This is a genomic window from Bradyrhizobium sp., from assembly GCF_049581145.1.
Classification (GTDB): Bacteria; Pseudomonadota; Alphaproteobacteria; order Rhizobiales; family Xanthobacteraceae; genus Bradyrhizobium.
This window is the reverse complement of sequence record NZ_JBAURI010000245.1, coordinates 1-14,144: the sequence shown is the minus strand read 5'-3', so window position 1 is coordinate 14,144 and position 14,144 is coordinate 1. Positions and strand designations below refer to the sequence as shown.

Below are 14,144 nucleotides of genomic sequence, written 5' to 3'. Positions count from 1 at the left end.
TCGCAGGTCGGACGCGAGGAGATCTGCTCGATCAGCAGACGGTCCTTTTCGCCGGCGGGAATCGACAGCCCGATCGGCTTGAGGAAGCTCTCCGGCGTCAGGTTCAGCTTCTTCCATTGCGCCAGGATGTCCGGCGGCAAATCCTGCACGCCATCATAGAAGCCGGGAATGGTGATGTGGCCGTTGTCGTCGAACAGGCCGCCGAGAATTTTGGTCAGCACCCGGATCGGATTCTGCGCGCCGCCGCCGAACACGCCGGAATGCAGATCGCGGTTGGCGGCCTTGATCCTGACCTCCTCGTAGAGCAGTCCGCGCAGCGACGTGGTGATTGCCGGCGTGTTGGGGTCCCACATGCCGGTGTCGCAGACCAGCGCGTAGTCGGCGGCGAATTCGGATTTGTTGGCTTCCAGAAACGGCACGAAATTTTTCGAGCCAACCTCCTCCTCGCCCTCGATCAGGATCGTGATTTCGAGCGGCAGTGAGCCGGTCACCGTCTTCCAGGCCCGGCAGGCCTCGACGAAGGTCATGAGCTGGCCCTTGTCGTCCTCGGCGCCGCGCGCGACGATGATTTTTCGTCCATCGGCGTGGTCGGTCACAACCGGCTCGAACGGCGGACGGTGCCAGAGATCCAACGGATCGACCGGTTGCACGTCGTAATGGCCATAGAACAGCACGTGCGGGCGCGACGGGCCCTTGCCGTTGCTCTTGATGCCTTTGCTTTTGGCCACGATCGCGGGATGGCCGGCGGTCGGCCGGACCTCGGTGGCAAAGCCCAAGCTCGCGATATCCCTGGCGAGATGGTCTGCGGCCGCCTTGCAGTCCTGCGCAAACGCGGGCTCCGCCGAGATCGACTTGATCCGCAGCAGCGCAAACAGCCGCTCCAGGCTGTTGTCGAAATCGGCATCGATCCGGTCGAGGACCGGCTGAAGCTGCGACACGTCGGACATAGGCGGCATTCCTTCTCTGCGGCGTTTTGACCAGCAGGTTGCAGCCTAGCGCTGCCGGAGCCAATGAGCCATACAGCTTCGCGTCATCCGGCTTGTCGTCATCCCCGGCGCAGCAATCCGCCCAGCGTTCCTCGTACGATGGAACGGCCGATCGAACCACCGAGCGAGCCGCCCACCGACCTGCCCACATCGGCGGCCGCCCCGCCCACCACCTTGTCGGTGAGCGAGCGGGCGATATTGCGCGCGATCAACTGGCCGGTCGACAGCCGGCCATGCGTGACATTGGTGCCGAAAATCGAGGCCGCGATCGCCCCGATCTGCCCCAGCATTCCACCGCCGCTTGCCGGGCCCTGGCCACCGTTCGCGCTCGCGGCCGTACCGGCGATGCGCTTCTGCAGCATCTCGTAGGCGGACTCGGCATCGATCGCGGTGTCGTATTTGCCCTTTACCGGGCTCGCATCGATGATCGCCTTGCGCTCCTCCGGCGTGATCGGCCCGATCCGCGCCGACGGCGGCCGGACCAGGATGCGCTCGACGACCGCGGGGACGCCGTTGCCTTCCAGGAACGACACCAGCGCCTCGCCTTTGCCGAGCTCCGAGATGACCTTGGCCGTGTCGAGCTTCGGGTTCGGTCGGAAGGTTTGCGCGGCGGCAGCGACCGCCTTCTGGTCGCGCGGCGTGTAGGCCCGCAGCGCGTGCTGCATGCGATTGCCGAGCTGGCCGAGCACCCGGTCCGGCACATCGATCGGATTCTGGGTGACCAAATAGACGCCGACGCCCTTGGAGCGGATCAGCCGCACCACCTGCTCGATCTTGTCCAGCAGCGGCTTCGGCGCATCGTTGAACAACAGATGCGCCTCGTCGAAGAAGAACACGAGTTTCGGCTTCGGCGGATCGCCGACCTCCGGCAGCTCCTCGAACAGCTCCGACAACATCCAGAGCAGGAAGGTGGCGTAGAGCCGCGGGCTCTGCATCAGTTTGTCGGCGACCAGGATATTGACCATGCCTCTTCCATCGCGGTCGGTGCGCATGAAATCCTTCAGTGCGAGCGCCGGCTCGCCGAAGAATTTCTCGCCGCCCTGGTTTTCCAGCACCAGCAACTGACGCTGAATCGTTCCAACCGTCGCCCGCGTGACATTGCCGAACCCTTGCGCGGCCTTTCTGATCGGCGCCAGCGGATCAACCTTGCCATCGGCCGGCTTCTTGCTGGCGTCGGGAACGATCGCGTCGAGCAGCGCGCGCAGATCCTTCATGTCGATCAGCGTCAGACCGTTATCGTCGGCGACGCGGAAGGCGACGTTGAGCACACCCTCCTGCACGTCGTTCAGATCAAGCATGCGCGCCAGCAAGAGCGGTCCCATTTCGGTGACCGTTGCGCGCACGGGATGGCCCTGCTCGCCGAATACATCCCAGAATATCGTGGAAAACTGATCGGGTTCGAACGACAGGCCGATGTCGGCGGCCCGCTTCAGGATAAAGTCCTTGCCCTCGCCGACTTCGGAGATGCCGGAAAGATCACCCTTGATGTCGGCCGCGAACACGGGAACGCCGGCACGCGCAAATCCTTCCGCCATGACCTGCAGCGAGACGGTTTTTCCGGTTCCTGTCGCGCCGGTGACGAGGCCATGGTGATTGCCGAGAGCGAGCGTCAGCCACGCAGGCTCTTCACCCTTGCCGATCAATATCTTCTCGGCGGTATCCGCCATGGTGTTGTCGGATATTGCCATCGCACCTCGCCTCACTGCGCCCGCTTCGGGCTTCGACGTGATCCTATCGCATCCTGCGATGCGGTTTAAGCCGGTCATCGGACCCGCGCTGACCCTGATTGCCGCGTGAATAGACCGACTTGCCGCACGTTTGTTCCTGACGAAACCACAGTGAATAGTTTTATCGCAACTGACGTGCACCCGATCTCACATTTGCTCTTGCATTGCTGCAACACTCGATGAGCGATCGAAGGCGAATCGCACGTTGGAACATCGTGATCGCTTGTATTTCGTTTGGCGGAAGCTCAAGATGATTTTTCTGAGCGAGACCCGGGACGGGACGGGTTGGGGGCTGAGACGATATGGACGAGTTGATCAGGCGGCTGGCGACAAAAGCCGGCATCGATGATGCCGTCGCCGAGAAGACCATCGGTATCATCCTGGGCTTTCTCCGCAGCGAGGGTCCCTCCGACAAAGTTCAGGCCCTGATCGACAAGATTCCGGGGGCAGAGGCTGCGATCGAGGCGTCAGCCCGTGGCGGTGGCCTCACCAGGCTCATGGGCGGCGGCCTGATGGCGGTCGGCACCAGGCTGATGGGGCTCGGTCTCGGCATATCAGACATTCAGACCATCGCTCGTGAACTTTTCCGGTTCGGCCGAGACGCAATTGGAGCGGACCGGATGGGCGAAATTATCGCGGAGACGCCGGGACTGAGCCAATTCGCCTAAAGCACCTTATCCCGAAAGCACCTTATCAAAGCACCTTCCTGACATTGAGTATCATGACATATCCGATCTCCGAGATTGAAGGTATGACAGCCTTCTGTGCTTCCAAACTCAAATCACTTGGCATCCGCACCACCGACGCTCTCCTCGAAGCCGCCAGCACCGTGAAGGGACGCAAAGCGCTTGCGGCGAGAACCGGCATCGGCGAGCAGCAATTGCTGGAATGGGCGAACGTCGCCGACTACATGCGGATTCCGGGCGTGGGCAAGGCCAAGGTCTGCCTGATGCGCGCCGCCGGCGTCACCACGGTGCGCGAGTTGGCGCATCGCAATCCGGCGCGCCTGGCGCAGAATATCAAGGAAGTGAACACCAGGCGCAAGCTGGTGCGGGTGCTACCCTCGGAAAAGTCCGTCGAGCAGCTGATCGCGCAGGCGCGCAAGCTGGATCCCAAGATCACTTATTAGTCAGCGCAAATCGCGTATCGGCCAGCCATCCGAACGATCTCCGGTCTTGCGCTCCCTTGACTTCGATCAGGCAACCGCGCACATCGGCCGCATGATGGCGATTTCGGGACCCGCATTGGCGCGCGCGCCGGAACTGCATCCGCTGCTGCGAAAACTCGTAGCGGGGGCGATTCCGGCCGTGATGGGCGTCGTCAATGTCACGCCGGATTCGTTTTCGGATGGCGGGAAGTTTCTCGCGCCCGAGAACGCGCTGGCGCAGGCGCGGCGCCTGATCGCTGAAGGCGCCGATATCATCGATGTCGGCGCGGAATCCACCCGTCCCTATGGCAGCGCGGCGCCGGTCTCGGCCGAACAGGAGATTGAGCGGCTGCGGCCGGTGCTCGCAGACCTCATCGCGCTGGGCATTCCCGTCTCCATCGACAGCATGAAATCCTCCGTCACCGCCTTCGCTCTCGATGCGGGCGCCGTGATATCCAACGACGTCTGGGGCCTGCTGCGCGATCCCGGCATGGCGAAACTGGTGGCGGCGCGCGATTGCCCCGTCATCATCATGCACAACCGTGACAGCGCTGATCCTTCCATCGATGTCATGCAGGACATCGCAGCCTTCTTCGCACGCGCGCTCGACGTCGCTGCAAAAGCCGCTATTCCCAGCGGCAATATCGTGCTCGACCCCGGCATCGGCTTCGGCAAGACGCATGCGCAGAGCATGATCGCGCTGGCGCGGCTGGATGAGTTGCAAAGCTTCGGCCTGCCGCTTCTGGTCGGCGCCTCGCGCAAGCGCTTCATCGCCTCGGTGAGCCCGGCGGAGCCGCAACAGCGGCTCGGCGGTTCGATCGCCGCGCACCTGGTCGCCTCCCAACACGGGGCGCGGATCATCCGCACCCACGACGTCGCGGATACCGTGCAGGCGCTGCGAGTTGCCCAAGCCATCGAGGACGCGAGCGAAGAAGCGATCGAGGGAAAACGATGACCGATACGATCTTCATCAAAGGCCTCGTCGTGCATGCCCGCCATGGCGTGATGGACCATGAGACCGAGGTCGGACAGCGCTTCGTGATCGACCTCGAATTGTTCGCGGACCTCGCTGACCCCTCGCGCACCGATCGCCTTGCCGACACGGTCTCCTATTCCAACGTCGTCGCGACCGCGACCGCGGCATTCAAGACCACCAACTACAAGCTCCTGGAGCGCGCGGCGGGCGCGGTGGCCGACGCGATCCTCGCGGCGTTTCCGCGCATCCGCGCCGTCAAGGTCACCGTGCACAAGCCGCATGCGCCGATCGCCGCGATCTTCGAGGACGTCGGCGTAGTCCTGACCCGCAACCGCTCCTCGCCATCGCATGGCTAGCGCCCTGATCGCGCTCGGCGGCAATGTCGGTGATGTCCGGGCGACATTTCGCCGGGCGATCGGCGAGATCTGCCACAGCGCGCAGGCGATGCTTAAGGCGCGATCGTCCGACTATGCGACGCCGCCCTGGGGCGACGAGCAGCAGGCGCGTTTCATCAATGCCTGTATCGAAATCGAGACCAGCCTCGACCCGCACGCGCTGTTGGCGGAGCTGCAGCGGATCGAACAAAGCTTCGGCCGCGACCGGCAGAAGGAACGGCACTGGGGTCCGCGCACCCTGGACCTCGATTTGATCGCCTATGACGACATTGCGCTGCGGACGCCGGACCTGACGCTGCCGCACCCTCGCCTGTTCGAGCGGGCCTTTGTGCTGGTGCCGCTGGCAGAAATCGCGCCCGACCGCGAGGTGGCGGGACGCCGCATTCGCGAAGCACTCGCAAGGCTGTCGACCGAAGGCATCGAGCGGTTGCCGGATAGGGCCTGAGAGGTTGAAAACAACCGTTTGGCTTGGCTGCCGCGACGTGGCAATTTCCCGGCAAATCTCCAAGGAAGCGCCCGGGAGCGCCCTGCCGAATGACATCCGAGACCGACGACCTGCGGCTGGCCGCTGAATTTCCCCAGGCCAGCCAAGACGACTGGCGCAAGCTCGTCGACGGCGTCCTGAAGGGCGCGCCGTTCGAGAAGCTCTTCGGCAAGACCTTCGACGGCCTCAAAATCGAGCCGATCTATCCCAGAGCCAAGGGCGCGGCGCCGGTCGCCGGCCGCGCCGCTGCCAGGCAGTGGCAGGTCATGCAGCGGATCGATCATGTCGATCCGGCGAAGGCCAATGCCCAGGCGCTGGAAGATCTCGAGAACGGCGCGACCGGGCTTGAGATCGAATTCGCCCAGGGGCCGCGTTCGCACGGTTTCGGGCTCCCTGACGCATCGGTCGACACCCTGAGGCGGGCATTCGACCGGATCGTGTTCGATGCGGGAATTTCGATTGCGCTCAATCCCGTGTTCTGGTGCGCCGACGCTGGCGCGGGCCTCGCCGGCCTGATCGAGGAACGCGGTCTCGACCCCGCGACACTCGACATCCGTTTCAACTATCAGCCGCTGTCGATGGTCGCAGCCTGCGGCATGGCGCCGAATACACGGCAGGAGATCGTGCAGGCCTTCACCAAGGCAATCGCCGAACTGATGCGGCGCGGCTTCAGGGGACCGCTGGCGCTTTCTGACGGGTGTCCGGTACATGATGCCGGTGGCTCCGAAGCGCAGGAGCTGGCGTTTGTGCTCGCGGTCGGCGTCGCCTATCTGCGTGCGCTGGAGGCCACCGGCATCGTGCTCGACCAGGCCCGCTCCGCACTCTCGTTCCGGCTCGTCGCCGACGCCGATCAGTTCCTGACCATCGCCAAATTCCGCGCGCTGCGGCTGTTGTGGGCGCGCGTCGAGGCGGCCTGCGGCCTCGCGCCAAAACCGGTCTTCATCGCCGCCGAGACCGCCTGGCGCATGCTGACCCAGCGCGATCCTGACGTGAACATGCTGCGCGCCACCATGGCGACGTTTGCCGCAGGCCTTGCCGGCGCCAACGCCATCACGGTGCTGCCGCATACGCTGGCGCTTGGGCTGCCGGACGCCTTCGCGCGGCGCGTGGCGCGCAACACGCAGCTCATTCTGCTCGAGGAGTCCAACCTGGCAAAGGTCTCCGATCCGGCGGCCGGCTCCGGCGGCATCGAAGCCCTGACGCGAGAGCTTTGCGAAGCGGCGTGGGCGCAGTTTCAGGAGATCGAAAAGGCCGGCGGCGCGTTCGCAGCGCTCGAGCAAAACCTGATCCAGCAAAAGGTGGCGACAACGCGCGGGATGCGCGAACAAAACATCGCACGGCGCAAGGAAGTGCTGATCGGCGCGACCGAGTTCCCAAATCTGTACGAGGCCAAGGTCGCCGTACTGGAGACGAAGCCGGTCGCGCCCGTACCCCTCGAGGCCAAGTTCAGCTTCGACGCGCTAGCGCCGATACGGCTTGCGGAACCATTCGAGCGCCTGCGCAACCGCTCGGACGAAATCCTCAGGGCCAAGGGGAAACGCCCGCGGGTGTTCCTCGCCAATATCGGCACGCCTGCCGACTTCACCGCCCGCGCCGGCTTTGCCCGGAGCTTGTTCGAGAGCGGCGGCATCGAGGCGGTCGATAGCGCCGGATTCTCCGAGGCAGGCGCGCTGGCCGCTGCCTGCACAAGTTCCGGCGCGGCGCTGGTCTGCCTGTGCTCGTCCGACAGAGTCTATGCGGCGCAGGCGGTCGAGGCGGCCCAGGCCCTACAAGCCGCCGGCGCAAGGCATATCTATCTGGCTGGGCGCCCCGGCGAGCAGGAGGCCGCGCTCCGGCAGGCCGGCGTCAGCGAGTTCGTGTTCGCCGGCGGTGACGCGCTGTCCCTGCTGCAACAGGCCTATGAACTGATGGAGTAAGCATGACCGGCGAGACCAGGTCCGTTCTGACCGGCGGCTGCCAATGCGGCGCGATCCGCTTCGCGCTGAAGGCAGCCCCGGTCAAGGTCAGCATCTGCCATTGCCGGATGTGCCAGAAAGCCTCCGGCGCGCCATTCGCCGCCTTCGCCGAGATCGAGACGGACGATTTCACCTGGACTCGCGGAAAGCCTGCGTCGTTCCGCTCCTCCTCGATCGCCGAGCGCGACTTCTGCGCCGCGTGCGGCACGCCCCTGAGCTTTCGCCGTATCGACGGCCCCCGGATCGAGATCATGACCGGCAGTTTCGACCGGCCCGACCGGGTCAGCCCGATCAGGCAATATGGCACCGAATCCCGGCTCGGCTGGGTGGTCGGGATCGCCAACCTGCCGAGCCAGACCACGCTGCAGAACTATGGTGCGGAAAAGCTCAACGGCATCGTCAGCCACCAGCATCCCGACCATGATTAGCGGTCATTCTGATGACTTACCGGGCGCTCGGACCGTGCTAGGATTGGGCCATGCTATGGTTCCTATTCGTTTTGTTTTTCGCCGAGGCATTGTTGCATGTTGCCTTACCCGCATGGCGGCGCGACGCCACGCCTTCACGGCAAGGTCCAGATGATCGGAAAAAACAATTCGACGATCCGGTCTATAAGCGAAACGTGAAGACCCTGATCGAGCGCAGCCGGCAATTCGAGATCGAGCGCAATCGCAAATTCGAGACCAAGCCATGAGCCAGATACCGAACTTCGCCGATATCGCCTTCAAACCGACCGCCGTCGCGGGCCCCGCCGGCAACGCCGAACCCTGGCTGACGCCCGAAGGCATCCCGGTCAAACCGAGCTACACCGACGCCGATCTCGACGGCCTCGATTTCCTCGACACCTGGCCGGGCATCGCGCCCTATCTGCGTGGCCCCTACCCGACCATGTATGTCAACCAGCCCTGGACCGTCAGGCAATATGCCGGCTTCTCCACGGCGGAGGATTCCAACGCGTTCTATCGCCGCAACCTCGCCGCGGGGCAGAAGGGTCTCTCGGTCGCCTTCGACCTCGCCACCCATCGCGGCTATGATTCCGACCACCCGCGCGTTTCCGGCGACGTCGGCATGGCCGGCGTTGCGATCGATTCAATCTACGACATGCGGACGCTGTTCGCCGGCATTCCGCTCGACCAGATGAGCGTCTCGATGACCATGAACGGCGCGGTGCTGCCGATTCTCGCGCTGTTCGTGGTCGCGGCCGAGGAACAGGGCGTCCCACCGGAAAAACTCTCGGGCACCATTCAGAACGACATTCTGAAAGAGTTCATGGTGCGCAACACCTACATCTATCCGCCGTTGCCCTCGATGCGGATCATCTCGGACATCTTCTCCTACACCTCGCAAAAGATGCCGAAATTCAATTCGATCTCGATTTCCGGCTATCATATGCAGGAAGCTGGCGCGACCCAGGATCTCGAGCTCGCCTATACGCTCGCCGACGGCGTCGAATATCTGCGCGCCGGCTTGGCCGCCGGACTCGACGTCGACCGTTTCGCGCCGCGGCTGTCATTCTTCTGGGCGATCGGCATGAACTTCTTCATGGAAGTCGCCAAGATGCGCGCCGCGCGGCTGTTGTGGGCGAAACTGCTGAAACCCTTCAACCCCAAGGACCCGCGCTCGCTGTCGCTCCGCACGCATTGCCAGACCTCGGGCTGGTCATTGACGGCGCAGGACGTCTACAACAACGTGGTGCGGACCACGATCGAGGCGATGGCGGCGACCCAGGGCCACACCCAGTCGCTGCACACCAACGCGCTCGATGAAGCCCTGGCGCTGCCGACCGATTTCTCCGCGCGCATCGCCCGCAACACGCAATTGTTCCTGCAGCAGGAAAGCGGCACCACCCGCATCATCGATCCCTGGGGCGGCTCTTATTATGTCGAGCGGCTGACCCGCGATCTCGCCGCCAAGGCCTGGCGCCATATCCGGGAGGTCGAGGAACTCGGCGGTATGGCGAAGGCCATCGAGGCCGGCGTGCCGAAGCTGCGCATCGAGGAAGCTTCCGCCAAGACGCAGGCGCGGATCGACGCCGGCAAGCAGGCCGTGATCGGCGTCAACAAATACAAGCCGCTGGCGGAAGCGCCGATCGAGGTGCTGAAGGTCGACAATTCAAACGTGAGGCGGCTGCAGATCGATAAGCTCAAGCGGCTCAGGCAGGAACGCAGCCAGAAGGACGTCGACGCGGCCCTGGCCGCGCTGACCCGCTCGGCGGGCGAAGGCAACGGCAATCTTCTGGCGCTCGCCATCGACGCCGCGCGCGCGAAGGCGACGGTCGGCGAAATTTCGGACGCGATGGAAAAGGTGTTCGGCCGGCACCGCGCCGAGATCAAGTCCATCACCGGCGTCTACAAGCGGGAGGCGTCCTCCATGTCCAATCGGGTCGAGAAGGTGCAGGCGCTGATCGATGCATTCGAGGAAGCCGAGGGCCGCAGGCCGCGCATCCTCATCGCCAAGATCGGCCAGGACGGCCACGACCGTGGCCAGAAGGTGATCGCGTCCGCCTTCGCCGATATCGGCTTTGACGTCGATATCGGGCCGTTGTTCGCGACCGCCGACGAAGCCGCGCGCCAGGCCGTCGAGAACGACGTCCATATCCTGGGCGTATCGTCGCTCGCCGCCGCCCACCTCACCGCGGTGCCGGAGCTGAAGGCTGCGCTGAAGAAGCATGGCCGCGAGGACATCATGATCATCGTCGGCGGCGTGGTGCCGCCGCAGGATTATGAAGCACTCTACGCAGCCGGGGCCGAGGCGATCTTCCCGCCCGGCACCGTCATCGCGGATGCCGCCGAAGAGCTGATCCGCAAGCTCAACGCCAGGCTCGGCCATAGCGAGGCGGCGGAATAGTTGATAAACTGGGACGTATTCGAGGTCCGCTTTAGCGTGCTATCTCGAGATCATCTGTGAAGCGGCGCGACAACTGACCGATGATGTCAAACGGGACGCGCCGGATATCCCTTGGCCAAAGATGGTCGATTCCCGGCAACGTGCTGCGGCACGCCTAACGTGCAAAAAACGTCAAAAGTGTCTTTTAAGTTGCACAAGACGACTTGCCAATTCTGCAATCTGAAGGTATCATATTACAATTATTTTGTCCGCACGCGAAGAAGCCAGCAACTTTGCAGCGAAGCTGAGTGCATCATCAATGAAAGTTGTGACGCAATATTTCGACAATCTTAGTGGGTTCACGGACTCCGCCAACGTGGCTTGGCATCAGGTCAATCCGAAAACGCTTGGCCAACAGCAACAAGACGTCACCAAATGAGCTCGACCAATCGGAACGAACCCCGCTTTGGACATGCGGACGTTCAGCGCGAAACGTTTTCCACCTATCTGGCCAAGCAATTCATCGCCAAGAAGGGCTTCGAGCCGGCAAGCATTCCCGAGGTTCAGGAATTCGCCGCGCCCGGCAATATCGTGCTGACCTACATGGATGGATATGCACTCACGATCCTGTGCATCGTCGATCGAGAGACCGACGCGAAGGCGGCTTTCAAGCCAAGCATTGACCAGGTGCTAAGGATCGGTGAGGCCTGTCTGAAATACACCGGCAAGGTCAATCGGGCGAAGCTGCCGGTTTCCATCGGCGTCATTGAAGTCGGTCCCACTTCCTTCGCGCAGACGCAACGGCTGGAGCTTCTGAAGCGATCCTCCCTTTTCGCAAAGGTCATACCGTTCGCCATGACCGCCGATACTGTGTTGGGTGAGGTCTGGAGCAGCAACGCGAACTGGCTCACCAAGGGCTCTTATACCGGGTTCATTGAAAAGCTTCTCGCGGAGCCGCGTCAATCCGATGCCGACTTGACCCCGCCGATTCTTGCAATCGCGGAGCCTTCCTTTCCGCTCGTCACGACGGCGCTTCTGGCGCTGCTCACCTGCGTATTTGCCGCCGAGGTCATCTACGGCATCGGTCCGTGGACCGGTTTGCTCGAACCGACGGTCGACACCTTGGCGGCGTTCGGCGGGCTGGTGCCAAATCTCGTGCTGGATTTCGGCGAATGGTATCGATTGTTGTCCGCCCCCTTCCTGCACGCAGACGCCGGTCATCTGGTCATGAACGGGATTGCCTTGTACCTCGCAGGCCGGATACTCGAAAACCTCGTCGGGCGCGCGTGGTTCGGCGCCATCTATGCCGTCGGCGCGCTGGGCGGGTCGTTGTTGTCGCTCGCGCTCACTCCCGCATCGGTCGTTTCGGTTGGCGCGTCCGGCGCGATCATGGCGCTGTTCGCCGCGATGCTGGTCACCAGCGTGCATTATCCACCCGGGCCGATTCGCGCGGGCCTGCAAATGAACGCGATGTATGTTCTGATCCCCTCGCTATTGCCGCTCGCGGGCGCTATCAATGGCCATCAGGTCGACTATGCCAGCCATTTCGGCGGCGCGATTGCCGGCGGCACGATCGGTTTCGCCATGCTGGCGGTCTGGCCGCAAACGGAAGCTTGGCCGGGATATCGCAGGGTCGCTGCGGCGATTTCAATCGCGGAACTGGCATTGCTGGCCTATCCCGCCATCGCCATCCCAGAAGATTATCAGACCATGACTTTTTCGACCCAGCTCATTCCCGCAGCCGAGCTTCCGCAGACCAACGACGAGATGAAAGCCCGCGCCACCGGCCTGATCGCGCGCTATCCCCACGACCCGCGCCCCCGCCTGCTGCTGGCAGCCGACCTTTTGGATTCAAATGATTTCGCAGGCGCGGCGCGACAAGCGCGCGCCGGCCTCTCGGAGGAGAAGCTCTGGCGCAAGATCTTGACGACCGACGTGGCCGATGGCTTGCGCGTCATGCTGGCCATCGCCCTGAGCCAGGACCATCGCGACGAGGCGCCGGCCGCCGCTCGTGACGCATGCGCCGCGGTCAAGGATGGCCCGATGCGACAATGGCTGGACGACCAGAAATTATGCGGAACGTGAGACGCGCAGCCTGCGCCGTCGACACCGTGTCGAACGGATGGTCGAGTACGGCGCCGCAATAGTTTTGCATCATCACGGCTCCGGAATGGAGGTGGGGTTGGTCCGGTTGCGTGGAACGCAAGCGGGACCATTGCAACGGCCGTCCGGCCAGCGCCCGATTCCTGCTTGGGGCATCAAGGGGACAGCGAGGGTTTGCCGCCCTCGCCTGCATCGCGCGGCTGTTGTAAACCAAGCCATGACCCCGCCCAAAAGCGCCTCGCCCAGGAACGCCGTTCCCGACATCGCTGCCTTGAAGGCCGAACTGCGCGTGCGCAACCGCGCCGCGCTGGCGCGCGCGATCACGCTGATCGAGAGCCGGCGGGCCGATCATCAGGCCGCCGCGCGCGATCTGGTGCAGGCGCTGCTGCCGCATACCGGCCGTGCGATCCGCGTCGGCATCACCGGCTCGCCCGGCGTCGGTAAATCCACCACCATCGACGCGCTCGGCATGTTCCTGATCGAACGCGGCCACAAGGTCGCGGTGCTTGCGGTCGATCCGTCATCCGCCCGCACGGGGGGCTCGATCCTCGGCGACAAGACCCGGATGGCGCGGCTTGCGGTCTCCGAGTCCGCTTATATCCGACCCTCGCCCGCCTCGGGCACGCTGGGCGGCGTGGCGGCGAAGACACGCGAGGCCATGCTGCTTTGCGAGGCAGCGGGCTTCGACGTGATCCTGGTCGAGACGGTCGGCATCGGCCAATCCGAGACCGCGGTCTGCGACATGACCGATTTCTTCCTGGCCCTGATGCTGCCGGGCGCCGGCGACGAGTTGCAGGGTATCAAGAAGGGCCTGGTCGAGCTCGCCGACATGATCGCGATCAACAAGGCCGATGGCGACAACGTCAAGCGCGCCAACCATGCCGCCGCCGATTATCGCAGCGCGCTGCATATTCTCGCGCCCCGCTCGGCGCATTGGCAGCCGCCGGTCATGACCTATTCGGCGTTGACCGGGGCCGGCATCGCCGAGCTCTGGCAGACGATCGTCGATCATCGGAGCGCGATGGAGGCCTCGGGTGATTTCGCCGCGCGCCGGCGCGAGCAGCAGGTGAAGTGGATGTGGTCGATGCTGGAGCAGCGCATGCTGGCCCGGCTGCGCGCCGATGCCGGGGTTCGCGGCAAGGTGAAGAAGATCGAGGCCGAAGTCGCCGACGGCCGCGTCACGCCGGCGATCGCGGCCGAACAGATCGTGGAGCTCTTGAAGTGAGGGACAAACTTCCCATCCTCATCACCGGTTTCGGTCCGTTTCCCGGTGCGCCCTTCAATCCGACGATGCCGCTGGTGCAGCGGCTGACGCAGCTGCGCCGGCCCGCTTTCGACGACGTCGACCTGATCGGCCACATCTTCCACGTCAGCTACGCGACCGTCGACCGGGAATTGCCCGAACTGATCGCAAAAATTCGCCCGCAGGCGTTGCTGATGTTTGGCCTCGCCGACCGCACTGCCTTCATGCGAATCGAGACCCGCGCCCGCAACGCCGTGACGACGCTGCTGCCCGATGCCGACCGCGACCGCGCGCGCAAGGGC

Annotated in this window: 13 protein-coding genes and 1 pseudogene; 12 read left to right on the top strand and 2 right to left on the bottom strand. The window is 63.9% G+C overall.

The genetic code is table 11. The features are described 5' to 3' along the window. Positions 1 to 947: M20/M25/M40 family metallo-hydrolase (locus WCB02_RS08260; RefSeq protein WP_423957406.1), on the bottom strand; the 947-nt coding region annotated here is incomplete at its 3' end. Between the two features lie 98 nt (positions 948 to 1,045). Continuing rightward, positions 1,046 to 2,674 carry a helicase HerA-like domain-containing protein gene (locus WCB02_RS08255; protein WP_423957404.1) on the bottom strand — a complete coding sequence of 543 codons (1,629 nt, stop codon included), beginning with the start codon at positions 2,672 to 2,674 and terminating at the stop codon, positions 1,046 to 1,048. A 341-nt stretch (positions 2,675 to 3,015) separates the two neighbouring features. Between WCB02_RS08255 and WCB02_RS08250 the strand changes: the two genes are divergently transcribed. From WCB02_RS08250 to WCB02_RS08195, 12 genes and pseudogenes are all read left to right on the top strand, one after another. Next, positions 3,016 to 3,381: a DUF2267 domain-containing protein gene (locus WCB02_RS08250; protein WP_423957403.1), complete on the top strand. Its 366-nt coding sequence runs from the start codon at positions 3,016 to 3,018 to the stop codon at positions 3,379 to 3,381. 53 nt (positions 3,382 to 3,434) lie between these two features. Next, complete coding sequence (locus WCB02_RS08245) at positions 3,435 to 3,842, top strand: DUF4332 domain-containing protein (RefSeq protein ID WP_423957411.1); 408 nt, start codon at positions 3,435 to 3,437, stop codon at positions 3,840 to 3,842. 91 nt (positions 3,843 to 3,933) lie between these two features. Beyond that, on the top strand, positions 3,934 to 4,815 hold the full coding sequence (gene folP, locus WCB02_RS08240) for a dihydropteroate synthase (RefSeq protein ID WP_423957409.1): 882 nt from the start codon (positions 3,934 to 3,936) through the stop codon (positions 4,813 to 4,815). Beyond that, positions 4,812 to 5,192 carry a dihydroneopterin aldolase gene (folB, locus tag WCB02_RS08235; RefSeq protein WP_423957402.1) on the top strand — a complete coding sequence of 127 codons (381 nt, stop codon included), beginning with the start codon at positions 4,812 to 4,814 and terminating at the stop codon, positions 5,190 to 5,192. The genes folP and folB overlap by 4 nt, the downstream gene beginning before the upstream one ends. Beyond that, entirely contained in the window at positions 5,185 to 5,676 is a 492-nt protein-coding gene (gene folK / locus WCB02_RS08230) for a 2-amino-4-hydroxy-6-hydroxymethyldihydropteridine diphosphokinase (protein WP_423957401.1), read from the top strand. The genes folB and folK overlap by 8 nt, the downstream gene beginning before the upstream one ends. Positions 5,677 to 5,765: 89 nt before the next feature. Next, positions 5,766 to 7,631 carry a methylmalonyl-CoA mutase family protein gene (locus WCB02_RS08225; RefSeq protein WP_423957398.1) on the top strand — a complete coding sequence of 622 codons (1,866 nt, stop codon included), beginning with the start codon at positions 5,766 to 5,768 and terminating at the stop codon, positions 7,629 to 7,631. A 2-nt stretch (positions 7,632 to 7,633) separates the two neighbouring features. After that, positions 7,634 to 8,098, top strand: coding sequence for a GFA family protein (locus WCB02_RS08220; protein ID WP_423957396.1), 465 nt, complete (start codon positions 7,634 to 7,636; stop codon positions 8,096 to 8,098). A gap of 50 nt (positions 8,099 to 8,148) precedes the next feature. Further along, on the top strand, positions 8,149 to 8,364 hold the full coding sequence (locus WCB02_RS08215; protein WP_423957395.1) for a hypothetical protein: 216 nt from the start codon (positions 8,149 to 8,151) through the stop codon (positions 8,362 to 8,364). Then, positions 8,361 to 10,517, top strand: coding sequence for a methylmalonyl-CoA mutase (scpA, locus tag WCB02_RS08210; protein WP_423957393.1), 2,157 nt, complete (start codon positions 8,361 to 8,363; stop codon positions 10,515 to 10,517). The genes WCB02_RS08215 and scpA overlap by 4 nt, the downstream gene beginning before the upstream one ends. Before the next feature lie 414 nt (positions 10,518 to 10,931). Next, entirely contained in the window at positions 10,932 to 12,581 is a 1,650-nt protein-coding gene (locus WCB02_RS08205) for a rhomboid family intramembrane serine protease (RefSeq protein ID WP_423957392.1), read from the top strand. A gap of 235 nt (positions 12,582 to 12,816) precedes the next feature. Then, entirely contained in the window at positions 12,817 to 13,824 is a 1,008-nt protein-coding gene (gene meaB, locus WCB02_RS08200) for a methylmalonyl Co-A mutase-associated GTPase MeaB (protein ID WP_423957390.1), read from the top strand. Further along, a pseudogene (locus WCB02_RS08195) lies at positions 13,821 to 14,144 on the top strand (pyroglutamyl-peptidase I); the annotation flags it as partial. The gene meaB and the pseudogene WCB02_RS08195, both read left to right, overlap by 4 nt.